Source organism: Siccibacter colletis (genome assembly GCF_025914095.1).
Classification (GTDB): domain Bacteria; phylum Pseudomonadota; class Gammaproteobacteria; order Enterobacterales; family Enterobacteriaceae; genus Siccibacter; species Siccibacter colletis.
Genome location: NZ_CP074352.1, coordinates 3,638,506 through 3,652,551, shown reverse-complemented (window position 1 = coordinate 3,652,551; position 14,046 = coordinate 3,638,506). Strand labels below are relative to the sequence as shown.

Sequence of the window (14,046 nt, the reverse complement as noted above, 5' to 3'; positions counted from 1 at the left end):
AAAACCCGCCTTTTGGGCGGGTTCTTTAAATAGTGGTGCCCGGACTCGGAATCGAACCAAGGACACGGGGATTTTCAATCCCCTGCTCTACCGACTGAGCTATCCGGGCAACGGGGCGAATTAAACCTTAATCCGCGAGTGGCGTCAACGGTGTTTTCCCCTCACCCCGTTTGTTTGCTCAACTTTACGGCGATTCTGGCGGGGTTGGCTTTAAAATGCCCAATATTCACGCCTCTTCCGCATCGCTGGCATAGGCTTTCCATCCGTCTTCAATGCCTGTAATACGACGTGTACCAGACAACGTATATCCCGCTGGTGCCGTGTTGTCATTGCGGGGTGAATCGAAGGTGAGAAAGCCTTCAATGCCGTTCTCAGCAGAGTAGTAATACAGATTAATCAACGTGCCGACGTAGCACGCTCCGTCGTGCCAGGCTGGCAGGAGGGCAACCTGTTCAGCATAGATCACCGGGCGCCCAGCGGAATATAAATCTGCCGCGTCGGCGGGGGTGCCGGGTGGAACAGGGCAGACAGGGGCATCTTCGGCGCGGAGCGATTTTCCGCGAGCTATGGCCTTCTGGACACGCTCCAGTTCGTCCATCAGGGATTTTTGCTCGTTCGCCGTCAGCGCCGGGGTTGCATCTTCTGTGGGTGAAAGCCGCAGATCGTAGTGATAACGCACCGTTACCGCCGGAGCCTTCGCGGCATCGCTGAACGGACGCAGCAGCCAGTAGGTGTCTGAGCCAAACACACCGTCGCGCAACAGGGCATAGATCTGGCCATTTATCTCAATCCACTCCGCATGCTGGTCGGCACCGCGCCCGGCAGTAGAGTACAGCACGCCGGACATCGGCCACATAGCAACGTTGGCGTTATACCGCGAGCGCGAATCGACAACCGAGAAGCGATCACCCGTGTTTTTACGCACCCCCGTATAGTTATACAGGCTGGTGCCGCCCACATAGCTGTCAACGATCAGATCGCGCTTACCGTCGTTATCCAGGTCTACCAGCGTATAACTGATGCCTGCTTCGTTACCATCCACCACAATTTTCGAATTTACAAACGCCTGCCACTCGTCGTCGCTGATCGCTGCTGAGGGTTTGCGGTCAGGCGTGTCGGGGTTCAGCGTGAACCGGGTTTGCACGGCCTTCACCGGGAAGCGTTGCGCCAGGGCGGTGACGGCATCTTTGTCCTGAAGGGTGTCCATTGCAGCGCGCAACGTTTTCAGCGCCAGCCGATCGGTATCGACATCCGCTTTCATGCGTACGTTGCTGATCAGTGTCGGCAGGATCCAGACGCCGCCTGCACCCATGCCACTGCACATTCCTGAAGAGATCGCTTCGCTCCTGACGAAGCCTTCGCCATTCCAGTAGCGGCTCTCGGCGGAAAAGCAGTCGCCGAGCCCGCGCCCTTTATGCGATGAAAAAATGAATCCATCGGTAAAGTCGCTGGCGTCACTGGTGACGAACTGAGGCGGCGTGTTAAGCGCGTTGTCGGTAAACCAGACGGCATAACTTTCGTTATAGGCACCGCGCCAGCAGAGGGTGGTGACGGTAACGTGCTTATCGTCGATGGGCGTTTTAACCCACGGCTCCGCACGTTCTTCCTCTCCGATATCGCACTCCGCGGCGAATTTCTCCCGCAGCTGCGGCTCGATTTTTGCCAGCTCGGCAGGCGTCAGCGGTACAGATTTTGCGTCAGAAATGGCGGGATAACGCACTACCAGAGGGATGTCGCGGGGCATTAATACCGTATTGTTGCTGCGTTTTCCCGGGCGTATCAGCGCGCCCGGAGTATTAACGCGCTGCTGAAAGTCGTCCATTTTCAACAGCACCGCGTTGGAGCCAGAAGAGGAGAGCCTCAGGCGGCGCGTTTTGCTGCCAAATTCTATAAGGCGGTCCTCGCGCAACGCCTGGAGTAGCGCATCACGTTGGGTTGCATTGAGTAGCAGATAGCCGTTCTCTCCCCACTCCAGCGAGCCTTCGGAATTACCATCAATAAACAGCGTCTCCGGTGACAGTGACTCAGGATCGTCGATCTCGTTGGCGAAGGTTGCCTGAACATTAACCTGCGCCAGAGGTCCGGCTTTACGGGTCAGCAATACGCTGATTTCGCCATCATTAACGCCATAACCCGCCGCCCGGCAGGTGCCGGTGTTATCGCAGGCGATTTCCCAGTCGTTATGTTGAAACTTGATGCCCTCGAGTGGGGCCGCATGAAGCGAAGCGCTGAACAGGGCGGCAAACAGGGCCGTCGGCAGGAGACGCATATAAAGTCCTTTTTAAGAGTAAAATCGGACAAAGTATATGCGTATCAGGGTGATAACTATACTGCCAGAACCAGCAGGTTCAGGTCAGCGCGCCGCCTTTGCGGCACTGGGAGAAGCGCAGAATATCTTCCGCCAGCTGGCGTGCAGTATCCACATCCGCCTGGCTGCGATTGACCAACATCCGGCTCAGGCAGCCTTCCAGCACCAGCTCCATCTGTTTTGCCACCATCGCCGGGTCGTCCACTTCCAGCTCGGTCAGCAGCTGATGGCTGAAGTCGTACGCATTGCGCTTCTGCTGATCGGCAAGCTGGTGAATCGGGTGCGTCGGGTCGGGGAAAAAGGTGCAGGCAGCGATAAACAGGCAGCCCGGATAACGCTGACGGGTCACGCAGTCGGTCAGCGCCTGATAGCGCGCCAGCAGTTTTTGCTCGTGAGTTTGCGTGTCGTCGTGCAGCAGTTGGCGACGCCAGGCGTCAACCTGCTGGCTGAGATGCCGCAGTGCGTCGTAAAGCAGCGCTTCGCTGTCCGGCCAGAAACGTTCGAGCGCTTCCAGCGGGTAGTCGACGCGGGTGGCTACCATGTCCAGCGTGGTGCTGGAGAGTCCTTGCTGTTCAAGGAGTTGCAGAGCCTGGTCAAGAACCGCTTCGCGTTCCACAGACTGTTCCTCCATTTATTTCGGTGATTTATCCCACATAGAGTGTCGTTTACCGATCCCGATTGTGCAAATGACGGGTAAACGCCTCTGCCTTTGTAAAACCGGTAACCCGGCGGGCCGGTTGTTCGCGCCCGTCGGCGTCAAAGAACAAAATCGTCGGCAGACCGAGCACCTTAAGGTGCGCGAGCAGGGCGCGATTCTGCGCGTTATTGACGGTGACGTCCGCCTGCAGCAGCACGGTATCGCTCAGCGCCTGCTGCACCTGCGGATCGCTGAAAGTGTATTTCTCAAACTCCTTACAGGCGACGCACCAGTCGGCGTACAGATCGAGCATCACCGGCTTGCCCTTCGCCGCCGCCAGCGCGGCATTCAGATCATCAACGCTGGCGATGCGGGTGAAGTTGAGATGGGCCTGGTGCTGGGCTGTAGGCACACCAAACGCCCAGTCCTGCAGCGGGCGCGCGCTGATGACCGCGGCGGCCAGCAGCAGGATCTGCACCACGCGCACCCAGGCGCGGGTAGCGCTCAGGCTGGCGATAAAGGCCCAGGCAGAGAAGGCGACGCCGAGCGCCGACCACATCCGCAGCCCCCAGGGTTCGCCCACCACGCGCTCCAGCAGAAATACCGGCAGGGCGAGGATGACAAACCCGAATGCGACTTTCACTTTCTCCATCCACGGCCCGCTTTTCGGCAGCAGACGGTTGCCGAATACTGTGACCAGCACCAGCGGCAGCCCCATGCCGAGCGCGTAGAGATAGAGCGTGCCGCCGCCAAGCCACAGGTTACCGCTCTGGGCGATGTAGAGCAGAATGGCGCTGAGCGGCGCAGTGGTGCAGGGGGAGCAGATCAACCCGGCAATCGCGCCCATCGCGAATACGCCACCTGGCGAGCCGCCGCGCTGGCGGTTGCTCATCAGGGTTAAGCGCGTCTGAAGCGCAGACGGCAGTTGCAGGGTAAACAGGCCGAACATCGACAGCGCCAGCAGCACGAAAACGATCGACAGGCCGATGAGCACGTAAGGGTGCTGGAGCGCGGCCTGGAACTGAAGCCCGGCGGCGGCGACCACCAGGCCAAGCGCAGTGTAGGTCAGCGCCATGCCCTGGACGTAGATAAACGCCAGCAGCAGCGCGCGTCCGGTAGAGAGGCGTTGCTGGCCGCCCAGCACGATGCCGGAGATCAGCGGGTACATCGGGAGTACGCATGGGGTAAAGGCAATACCAATCCCAATCAGCAGCGCCCACAGCGCCGAAAAGGGCAGCGGGGCGGGCGCGGGGCTGGCTGCTGTGTTCTCCACGGGCGCGGTACTCGCTGCCGGAGCTTGCTCGGCAGGCGTGACGGCGCTCAGCGGCACCACTCGGGTTTCCGGCGGATAGCAGAACCCGGCAGCGGCACAGCCCTGATAGGTCACGGTCAGGGTTGCGCCCGGCCCGGCGCGGCGAATATCGACGGGCAGCTGCAGCTGGCGGGTGTAGATCTCGCTCTTGCCGTAGAACTCATCCTCGTGCGGCGTGCCCGGCGGCAGCGCCAGCGGCTCGGTTTCCGCCTGCGCCGGGGTGACGGCGATCTGCTTGCGGTAGAGGTAGTAACCGTCGCGGATCTGCCAGCTCAGGGTCAGATCGCGATCCTGCTGGATGAAGTCAAAAGCAAAGGCCTGGTCGGCAGGCAGATACTGGCTTTTCGGCTGGGCGTCAAAAAGCCCGGCCAGGGCTGAGGTGCTGCATAACAGCAGGATCAGCGTAAGGATGCGTTGAGCCATGAGAGGTAATCACTATCTCCGTGGAGAACCGGCAGAACCAGCAATTCAGGGGTTTGATACGGGTGAAGGTTTTTCAGGCAGCGCAGCAGCGGCTCCTGACGCGAGGTGTCGCTTTTCAGCACCATCTGTACTTCGTATTCCTGCTCCAGTTTGCCTTCCCAGTAGTAGAGCGAGGTTGCGCCCGGCAGCAGCGTGACGCAGGCGGCGAGCTTTTCCGCCAGCACTTTGGCGGCCAGCTCCTGGGCGGTGGCTTCATCGGGAGCGGTACAGAGAATTACAACAGCATCGGGCTGGGTCATAGCAACCTCGTCTCGGCGAAAAAAGGCACTATATCACGCGGGCGGAAGGGGTTCATGAAACGGGCCGCTGGCGCAGCCCGCTTTTTTGTCACCTGAGGTTACGGCTCTACAGCAGTACGCTGCCCAGCAGGAAGCCAAAGCAGACGGCCAGCACCACGCCGATGGTGCCGGGAATAAAGAACGGGTGGTTAAACACGAAGCGCCCGATGCGCGTGGTGCCGGTATCGTCCATCTGTACGGCGGCGACCAGCGTCGGGTAGGTCGGCAAGATGAACAGTCCGGATACCGCCGCGAAAGAGGCCACGGCAGTCAACGGCGACACGTTCAGCGCCAGCGCCATCGGCATCAGTGCTTTAGCCGTGGCTGCCTGAGAGTAGAGCAGGGCGGAAGCAAAGAAGAAGATCAGCGCCAGCAGCCACGGGTGCCCCTGAATCACGCTCCCGGCGGTGGCTTTGATCCAGTCGATGTTGGCAGAAACAAAGGTATCACCCAGCCAGGCGACGCCGAGAATACAGATACAGGCGCTCATGCCGGCTTTAAAGGTGCTGGAACTCAGGATGGATTCGGTCTCAACGCGACACAGGATGGTCGTCAGGGTCGCGACGCTCAGCATGATAATCAGGATGGCGCTGGTGGTGTTCATCAGCGGCGTGGCGACAATACCGAGACTCGGGCTGTTGACGATGGCGTAGATCACCACGCAGACCACGCCGAGCAGGAACAGGCATACCGAGGTGCGTGCGCGCGGCTTCAGCTCGATTTTCTTGTCGCCGCGCAGGGCAACCAGCCCCTCTTCAAGGCGCTTCTGGTAAACCGGGTCGTCAGAGAGCTTTGAATTAAACAGCACTGACACCAGGAACGACATCACCAGCACCGCCAGCAGCGTGGACGGGATCACCACCGACAGCAGATGAATGTAGCTGACGCCGTGGGTTTCCATCACCGACGACATATACACCACGGCGGCAGAAATGGGGGAGGCGGTAATGGCAATCTGGGCTGCGACCACGGCGGTAGAGAGCGGACGGCACGGTTTGATGCCCTGCTCTTTCGCCACTTCGGCAATCACCGGCAGGGTGGCGAGCGAGATATTGCCGGTGCCGGCGAAGATGGTCAGAAAATACGTGACCACCGGCGCGAGAATGGTGATGTATTTCGGGTTGCGGCGCAGCAGTTTCTCGGTCTGGTGGACGAGATAATCCAGACCGCCAGCCACCTGCATGGCAGAGATAGCCGCGATCACCGCCATGATGATGGAGATAACGTCAAAAGGAATATTCCCCGGTTTGACGCCGATGGCGGCCAGCACCAGCACCCCGAGGCCACCGGCAAAGCCGATGCCTATCCCCCCGAGCCTGGCGCCGATATAGATCGCCAGCAGAACGATGATGAGTTCAACGACTATCATGATTGCTTCCTTGTGAGTTAAGTAATAGATAAACGAATGTTGTGATTTCGTAGCCGTATAAAACGAAAAAGGCACGTCCGGAGGACGTGCCTTGATAAGCGTTTACCCTGTTCTGTTATTGTTCGCTTTCATCGGTATAACGTTTCGCTTTATAAACCGGATGCATCAGATTATGCACTGAGAAAATATCGTCAAGCTCTGCTTCAGAGAGCAGACCTCGTTCCAGTACCACTTCACGCACGCTCTTACCGGTTTCGGCGCAGATTTTACCCACGATGTCGCCATTGTGGTGGCCGATGAACGGATTGAGGTAGGTGACGATACCGATGGAGTTATAAACGTAACCTTCGCACACTTCTTTGTTCGCGGTTATGCCATTGACGCATTTTTCCAGCAGGTTGTAGCAGGCGTTGGTCAGAATGTGAATGGATTCAAACATCGCCTGGCCAATTACCGGCTCCATGACGTTCAGCTGCAGCTGGCCCGCTTCGGACGCCATAGTGACGGTGGTGTCGTTGCCGATCACCTTGAAGCACACCTGGTTCACCACTTCCGGCACTACCGGGTTCACTTTCGCCGGCATGATGGACGAGCCCGCCTGCAGTTCTGGCAGGTTGATTTCGTTCAGGCCAGAGCGCGGGCCTGACGAGAGCAGGCGCAGGTCGTTGCAGATCTTGGAGAGTTTTACCGCCAGACGCTTCAGGGAGCTGTGCACCATCACGTAGGCGCCGCAGTCTGACGTCGCTTCGATCAGATCTTCCGCCGGCACCACCGGCAGGTTGCTCACTTCCGCCAGCTTCTGCACCGCCAACTGCTGGTAGCCGTCCGGGGTGTTGAGGCGCGTACCGATGGCCGTTGCGCCGAGGTTCACTTCCAGCAGCAGTTCCGCGGTGCGCAGCAGATTTTTAGTTTCTTCATTCAGCAGCACGCTAAAGGCATGGAACTCCTGGCCGAGGGTCATCGGCACCGCATCCTGCAGCTGGGTACGGCCCATCTTCAGGATGGTTTCGAACTCTACCGCTTTACGCTGGAAGCCTTCGCCCAGCTGGTTAATCGCATCGACCAGCTTAACGATAGAGGTGTAAACGGCGATACGGAAACCGGTCGGGTAGGCGTCGTTGGTGGACTGGCACTTGTTAACGTGATCGTTCGGGTTGAGGTACTGATACTCACCTTTCTGGTGGCCCAGCAGCTCAAGGCCGATGTTGGCCAGAACCTCGTTAGTATTCATGTTAACGGAAGTGCCCGCGCCGCCCTGGTAAACGTCCACCGGGAACTGATCCATGCACTTGCCGTTGTTCAGGACTTCATCACATGCTGCGATAATCGCGTTGGCCACTTTCTTAGGAATGGTTTGCAGTTCCTTGTTGGCCAGCGCCGCGGCTTTTTTCACCATCACCATGCCACGCACAAACTCAGGGATGTCGCTGATTTTGCTGTTGCTGATGTAGAAATTCTCAATCGCTCTCAGAGTGTGTACACCATAGTAGGCATCCGCTGGAACTTCCCTGGTACCCAACAAATCTTCTTCGATACGAATGTTGTTTAACATGTGAACCTTCTTTTTCAAGCTGCCGATGAAAACACTAAATACGCAGTATTTATGTGGTTATGCTGGTTTTCAGACCGACGATTATTTCCTTAATCGCTCTGATACCCACGATCATATGCTGATAATAGCGAAATGCAGTAATCTGGATCACTTATTATGACAACAATTTCATTACATTTATTAATATGTGAAATGGCTCACCGCAAAAAACTTTACCCATTCCTTACCCGCAGCCCGCATTGAAATCCCGCGTGGTCGCCTCCATTACCTCTGGATGGCGTTTCGCCACCCCATTTTCGCTGAGGCCTTGCGGCGTCAGCTTATCGACAGGAGAACCCAGTGCGCTGGATACCGTTAGTTGCCATATTTCTTTACGTTTATATCGAGATCTCCATCTTCATCCAGGTCGCCCACGTCTTTGGCGTGCTGTTGACGCTGCTGCTGGTGGTATTCACCTCGATTATTGGTATGTCGCTGGTGCGCAACCAGGGCTTTAAAAACCTGATGATCATGCAGCAGAAGCTGGAAGCAGGCGAAAGCCCGGCGGCAGAGATGATCAAAAGCGTGTCGCTGATTATCTCCGGCCTGCTGCTCATCATTCCCGGCTTCTTTACCGACTTCCTCGGCCTGCTGTTGCTTCTGCCGCCGGTGCAGAAACTGCTAACCCTGCGCCTGATGCCGCACCTGCGCTTCAACCGTATGCCGGGCGGCGGCTTTACCACGGGCGACAGCAACGGGCAGACCATCGACGGCGAATATCAACGTAAAGATGAAACGCCGCGACGCCTGGAAGATCGCGATCGCGACGGGCAATAAAAAATTTTTGTTATTCCCCCCTTGAAGGGGGAATTTTCTATCCCCATCTCTCAGGTCACCAGCCGATAACCCGTTAGGGTCGGCGTTACCCCACAACTGATACTGACTTTCTCAAAGGAGAGCTATCAATGAGTATTCGTCCGTTACATGATCGTGTCATCGTCAAGCGTAAAGAGGTTGAGTCCAAATCTGCAGGCGGCATCGTGCTGACCGGTAGCGCAGCAGGTAAATCAACCCGTGGCGAAATCATCGCAGTCGGTAAGGGCCGCATCCTTGATAACGGTAGCGTTCAGCCGCTGGACGTAAAAGTTGGCGATATCGTCATCTTTAACGATGGTTACGGTGTGAAAGCTGAAAAGATCGACAATGAAGAAGTGCTGATCATGTCTGAAAGCGACATTCTGGCGATTGTTGAAGCGTAATCCACGCGCGAACTCACTGAACATACGAATTTAAGGGAAAAGAGAAATGGCAGCTAAAGACGTAAAATTCGGTAACGACGCCCGTGTAAAAATGCTGCGCGGCGTAAACGTACTGGCAGACGCGGTTAAAGTAACCCTGGGCCCGAAAGGCCGTAACGTGGTACTGGATAAATCCTTCGGCGCACCGACCATCACCAAAGACGGCGTATCCGTTGCACGTGAAATCGAGCTGGACGACAAGTTCGAAAACATGGGCGCCCAGATGGTGAAAGAAGTGGCCTCCAAAGCGAACGACGCGGCAGGCGACGGTACCACCACCGCAACCGTACTGGCTCAGGCTATCGTTAACGAAGGCCTGAAAGCCGTTGCGGCCGGCATGAACCCGATGGATCTGAAGCGCGGCATCGACAAAGCGGTTATCGCAGCGGTTGAAGAGCTGAAAACCCTGTCCGTACCGTGCTCTGACTCCCGCGCTATTGCGCAGGTAGGTACTATCTCCGCTAACTCCGACGAAACCGTAGGCAAAATGATTGCCGAAGCGATGGACAAAGTCGGTAAAGAAGGCGTGATCACCGTTGAAGAAGGTACCGGCCTGCAGGACGAGCTGGACGTGGTTGAAGGTATGCAGTTCGACCGTGGCTACCTGTCTCCGTACTTCATCAACAAGCCGGAAACTGGCGCCGTTGAACTGGAAAGCCCGTTCATCCTGCTGGCTGACAAAAAAATCTCCAACATCCGCGAAATGCTGCCGGTACTGGAAGCCGTTGCGAAAGCAGGCAAACCGCTGGTTATCGTGGCTGAAGACGTTGAAGGCGAAGCGCTGGCGACCCTGGTGGTTAACACCATGCGCGGCATCGTGAAAGTTGCTGCGGTGAAAGCACCGGGCTTCGGCGACCGTCGTAAAGCTATGCTGCAGGATATCGCAACCCTGACCGGCGGTACCGTTATCTCTGAAGAGATCGGTATGGAACTGGAAAAAGCCACCCTGGAAGACCTGGGTCAGGCAAAACGCGTTGTGATCAACAAAGACACCACCACCATCATTGATGGCGTGGGTGACGAAGCGGCAATTCAGGGCCGTGTTGCTCAGATCCGCCAGCAGGTTGAAGAAGCCACTTCCGATTACGACCGTGAAAAACTGCAGGAGCGCGTAGCGAAACTGGCAGGCGGCGTTGCGGTAATCAAAGTTGGCGCAGCAACCGAAGTTGAAATGAAAGAGAAAAAAGCACGCGTTGAAGATGCCCTGGCTGCGACCCGCGCCGCGGTAGAAGAAGGCGTGGTTGCTGGTGGTGGCGTGGCGCTGGTTCGCGTTGCCGCTAAACTCTCTGAGCTGACTGGTCAGAACGAAGATCAGAACGTCGGTATCAAAGTTGCACTGCGTGCGATGGAAGCGCCGCTGCGTCAGATCGTTTCTAACGCCGGCGAAGAACCGTCTGTGGTTGCTAACAACGTGAAAGCGGGCGACGGTAACTACGGTTACAACGCAGCGACCGAAGAGTACGGCAACATGATCGACATGGGTATCCTGGACCCAACCAAAGTGACCCGTTCTGCGCTGCAGTACGCCTCTTCCGTGGCTGGCCTGATGATCACCACCGAGTGCATGGTGACCGACCTGCCGAAATCCGACGCGCCTGACTTAGGTGCTGCCGGCGGTATGGGTGGCATGGGCGGTATGGGCGGCATGATGTAATTGCCCTGAGCGCAGCGTCTCGTCTGCACTCTTCCGCACCAGAAAACCGGCTGATGTTTCAGCCGGTTTTTTTATGCGCTGAAAACCTTAACACCCTGCGTTCCGTCTGAAAAATACCCCCAGCTGATTCTGAGTTTCCCGCTCCTGTGGCCGTGTCGCTTGTTACACCCGTTACAAAAGGTCATATAACGCCTGTCGTTGCCATGAGTATCTGCTCCGGCACCGATCTGGCTGGCCAGCGGCGGTACATGACATCCGCTGCGCCATAACCGATAACGGGAAAAAGGAAATCTATATGAATGATAAATGGGATATTTATAAGGATAATAAAAATGAATGGCGCTGGCGCCGCACTGCGCCGAATGGCGTTATTGTGGGGGCATCCTCGCAGGGTTACGTAAACCGGAGCGACTGCGTAGAAAATGCCCGTCGTCACGGTTACACGGGTAGCTGACGTCTCTGCCGCGACGCGCCAGTTTGCTCATTTGAGCCAACAACGCGTTTCAGCACGCAAAACCCCCGGCCAGAAATGGCCGGGGGTTTTTCTTTTCGTCACGTTTTTAGTATAAGGTTGAGTCGGGCAGGGTTTGTCCAGCTTATCGAATATGAGGAATAACATGCGCTTAAAAGTCTCAGCAGGAATGGTTGTGGCAGCGCTGCTGCTGGCCGGTTGTTCGAGCGGCAACGAGCTGTCCGCAGGCGGGCAGGGTGTTCGCTTTGTAGAGGAGCAACCAGGCTCAGAATGCCAGCTGATCGGCACGGCCACCGGCAAACAGAGCAACTGGCTGTCTGGCCAGCACGGCGAAGAAGGCGGCTCAATGCGCGGTGCGGCAAATGCGCTGCGTAACCAGGCGGCGGCGATGGGCGGCAACGTGCTGTACGGCGTCACCAGCCCGAGCCAGAATATGCTGTCCAGCTTTGTGCCAACCGCAAGCGAAATGGCCGGTCAGGTCTACAAATGCCCGAACTGACGGGCTGACGTCGTGGAAGGCAGGCCGTAACGGCTGTCACGGCCAACTGAAGCGGCATAAGGTGGATAAGCGCGACGCCTCCACCTTTTTTATTACTGCTGGCGCAGCTGCAGATCCAGCGGCGTTTTACTTGGCTCGCCGCCAATCTCTCGCGCCAGGCGCGGCACCAGATAACCCGATACCAGCGACAGCAGCTCGCGCACGATGCGACGCGCGTCGTCGTCACTCACCATGAAGTGCGCCGCCCCCTGCACTTTGTCCAGCACGTGCAGGTAATAGGGCATCACCCCGGCATCGAAAAGCGCATTGCTCAGCGCCGCCAGCGCCGGTGCGCTGTCATTGACGCCCTTAAGCAGTACGCTCTGGTTAAGCAGCGTGACGCCAGCGTGGCGCAGCCGCGCCATCGCCGCACGGAAATCGTCGTCGATCTCCCGGGCGTGGTTGATATGGTTAACCAGTAGCACCTGCAAACGCGAACGCGCCAGCCGGGACACCAGCCCGTCGGTAATGCGCGCCGGGATGACAATCGGCAGACGGCTGTGAATGCGCAGGCGCTTAAGATGCTCAATCGCTTCCAGCTCGCCAATCAACCAGTCCAGTTCGTGATCTTTTGCCATCAGCGGGTCGCCGCCGGAAAAAATAATCTCATCCAGCTCCGGATGGGCGGCAATATACGCCAGCGCCGCTTTCCAGTTGCGCTTGTTGCCCTGATTATCGGCATAGGGGAAGTGACGGCGGAAGCAGTAGCGACAGTTCACCGCGCAGCCGCCTTTCACCAGCAGCAGGGCGCGGTTGCGGTACTTATGCAGCAGTCCGGGCACTACGCTGTTCTGTTCTTCCAGCGGATCGGTGGTGAATCCGGGCGCAGCGATAAACTCTTCCTGCGCGGTAAGTACCTGTCTTAGCAGCGGATCGTCTGGGTTTCCTTGTTCCATCCGCGCGACAAACGCGCGCGGCACGCGCAGGGCGAAAAGACGTCGTGCTTCGCGGCCTGCCAGCAGGTCGGGAAAGGTGTCTATCTTTAAAAGATGCAGCAGCTCATCGGGATCGGTTATTACATCTGCAAGTTGCGATAACCAATCTTCTCTGGATGGGGTATTTAGGGTTACAATATGCGCCATTTTGTGGCTTAGCTACCAGTTAACAATTTTCAGAGGGCCTTATGGCGACTTACTATAGCAACGATTTTCGTGCTGGTCTTAAAATCATGATGGACGGCGAACCTTATGCGGTTGAAGCCAGCGAGTTCGTTAAGCCGGGTAAAGGCCAGGCGTTCGCACGCGTTAAGCTGCGTCGTCTGCTGACCGGTACCCGCGTTGAGAAAACCTTCAAATCTACCGACTCCGCAGAAGGCGCAGACGTGGTAGATATGAACCTGACCTACCTCTACAACGACGGTGAGTTCTGGCACTTCATGAACAACCAGACCTTCGAGCAGCTGGCTGCCGATGAGAAAGCCGTGGGTGAAAACGCGAAGTGGCTGCTGGATCAGGCTGAGTGCATCGTGACCCTGTGGAACGGCCAGCCGATTTCCGTGACCCCGCCGAACTTTGTTGAGCTGGAAATCGTTGAAACCGATCCGGGCCTGAAAGGCGACACCGCAGGGACTGGCGGCAAGCCGGCGACCCTGAGCACTGGCGCTGTGGTTAAAGTTCCGCTGTTCGTACAGATCGGCGAAGTTATCAAAGTGGATACCCGCTCTGGTGAATACGTTTCTCGCGTGAAGTAAGCGCGGAAAACCTGCGGCGTGGTGCCCTGCCACGCCGTTGTTCAAGGATGGCAAGGATGATGCACCGCTTTCTCTCTTTCCTGCTTATCGCTCTGGTGTGTGGTGTCGCGCTCAGCGGCTGCAACACGGCGCGTGGTTTCGGCGAAGATGTCCAGCATCTGGGTGGCGCAATCCAGCGCGCAGTACAGTAATTTCTCCTTCTCCTAAAATTATTACCTTTTCCGGCAGCGGTTGCTTTTTTAGCTATGCTTAAGTGGCTATACACAAAACAACTTTGGCAATAAAAGGAAGATATTATGTTGAAGAAAGCAATTGCGACGTTCTTTTCTGTAGTAGTCCTTTCATCTTTACTGACCGCCTGCAATACCACCCGCGGCGTGGGTGAAGATATTCAGGACGGCGGCAGCGCCATCTCTGGTGCAGCGACCAAAGCCTCACAGTAAGCCTGCTCCTCGGTACGGCTGTCTGGCCGTACC

15 protein-coding genes and 1 tRNA gene are annotated in these 14,046 nt (G+C 57.0%); 8 read left to right on the top strand and 8 right to left on the bottom strand.

Features of this window, described 5'->3' with window-relative positions; genetic code table 11:
* Positions 1–33: 33 nt before the first annotated feature.
* From KFZ77_RS17505 to aspA, 7 genes are all read right to left on the bottom strand, one after another.
* Positions 34–109 (bottom strand) — tRNA-Phe (locus tag KFZ77_RS17505).
* A 117-nt stretch (positions 110–226) separates the two neighbouring features.
* A complete protein-coding gene (locus tag KFZ77_RS17500; RefSeq protein ID WP_264384918.1) occupies positions 227–2,269 on the bottom strand; it encodes a DUF1176 domain-containing protein in 2,043 nt (680 codons plus the stop codon).
* 79 nt (positions 2,270–2,348) lie between these two features.
* Entirely contained in the window at positions 2,349–2,924 is a 576-nt protein-coding gene (locus KFZ77_RS17495; RefSeq protein ID WP_031521500.1) for a transcriptional regulator, read from the bottom strand.
* A gap of 49 nt (positions 2,925–2,973) precedes the next feature.
* Positions 2,974–4,680 carry a protein-disulfide reductase DsbD gene (locus tag KFZ77_RS17490; protein ID WP_264384917.1) on the bottom strand — a complete coding sequence of 569 codons (1,707 nt, stop codon included), beginning with the start codon at positions 4,678–4,680 and terminating at the stop codon, positions 2,974–2,976.
* Positions 4,656–4,979: a divalent cation tolerance protein CutA gene (gene cutA / locus KFZ77_RS17485; RefSeq protein WP_031521505.1), complete on the bottom strand. Its 324-nt coding sequence runs from the start codon at positions 4,977–4,979 to the stop codon at positions 4,656–4,658. The genes KFZ77_RS17490 and cutA overlap by 25 nt, the downstream gene beginning before the upstream one ends.
* Before the next feature lie 106 nt (positions 4,980–5,085).
* Entirely contained in the window at positions 5,086–6,387 is a 1,302-nt protein-coding gene (locus tag KFZ77_RS17480) for an anaerobic C4-dicarboxylate transporter (protein WP_031521507.1), read from the bottom strand.
* 115 nt (positions 6,388–6,502) lie between these two features.
* The gene (gene aspA, locus KFZ77_RS17475; protein WP_031521509.1) at positions 6,503–7,939 is read right to left on the bottom strand and encodes an aspartate ammonia-lyase; all 1,437 of its coding nucleotides are present in this window, start codon (positions 7,937–7,939) and stop codon (positions 6,503–6,505) included.
* A 339-nt stretch (positions 7,940–8,278) separates the two neighbouring features.
* Between aspA and KFZ77_RS17470 the strand changes: the two genes are divergently transcribed.
* From KFZ77_RS17470 to KFZ77_RS17450, 5 genes are all read left to right on the top strand, one after another.
* Positions 8,279–8,755 carry an FxsA family protein gene (locus KFZ77_RS17470; RefSeq protein WP_031521511.1) on the top strand — a complete coding sequence of 159 codons (477 nt, stop codon included), beginning with the start codon at positions 8,279–8,281 and terminating at the stop codon, positions 8,753–8,755.
* Between the two features lie 128 nt (positions 8,756–8,883).
* Complete coding sequence (locus tag KFZ77_RS17465; protein ID WP_031521512.1) at positions 8,884–9,177, top strand: co-chaperone GroES; 294 nt, start codon at positions 8,884–8,886, stop codon at positions 9,175–9,177.
* Positions 9,178–9,223: 46 nt separating this feature from the next.
* Positions 9,224–10,870: a chaperonin GroEL gene (gene groL / locus KFZ77_RS17460; protein ID WP_031521514.1), complete on the top strand. Its 1,647-nt coding sequence runs from the start codon at positions 9,224–9,226 to the stop codon at positions 10,868–10,870.
* 295 nt (positions 10,871–11,165) lie between these two features.
* The gene (locus KFZ77_RS17455; RefSeq protein ID WP_264384916.1) at positions 11,166–11,324 is read left to right on the top strand and encodes a YegP family protein; all 159 of its coding nucleotides are present in this window, start codon (positions 11,166–11,168) and stop codon (positions 11,322–11,324) included.
* A 163-nt stretch (positions 11,325–11,487) separates the two neighbouring features.
* The gene (locus KFZ77_RS17450; protein WP_035891111.1) at positions 11,488–11,841 is read left to right on the top strand and encodes a DUF4156 domain-containing protein; all 354 of its coding nucleotides are present in this window, start codon (positions 11,488–11,490) and stop codon (positions 11,839–11,841) included.
* Positions 11,842–11,933: 92 nt separating this feature from the next.
* On the opposite strand, the gene epmB is transcribed toward KFZ77_RS17450, so the two are convergent.
* Entirely contained in the window at positions 11,934–12,962 is a 1,029-nt protein-coding gene (epmB, locus tag KFZ77_RS17445; RefSeq protein WP_264384915.1) for an EF-P beta-lysylation protein EpmB, read from the bottom strand.
* A gap of 41 nt (positions 12,963–13,003) precedes the next feature.
* On the opposite strand from epmB, the gene efp reads away from it, so the two are divergent.
* From efp to ecnB, 3 genes are all read left to right on the top strand, one after another.
* The gene (gene efp / locus KFZ77_RS17440) at positions 13,004–13,570 is read left to right on the top strand and encodes an elongation factor P (protein WP_031521520.1); all 567 of its coding nucleotides are present in this window, start codon (positions 13,004–13,006) and stop codon (positions 13,568–13,570) included.
* A 56-nt stretch (positions 13,571–13,626) separates the two neighbouring features.
* The gene (locus KFZ77_RS17435; RefSeq protein ID WP_072002004.1) at positions 13,627–13,761 is read left to right on the top strand and encodes an entericidin A/B family lipoprotein; all 135 of its coding nucleotides are present in this window, start codon (positions 13,627–13,629) and stop codon (positions 13,759–13,761) included.
* Between the two features lie 105 nt (positions 13,762–13,866).
* Positions 13,867–14,013, top strand: a complete 147-nt coding sequence (gene ecnB, locus KFZ77_RS17430; protein ID WP_031521522.1) for a lipoprotein toxin entericidin B — start codon at positions 13,867–13,869, stop codon at positions 14,011–14,013.
* Positions 14,014–14,046 lie beyond the last annotated feature (33 nt).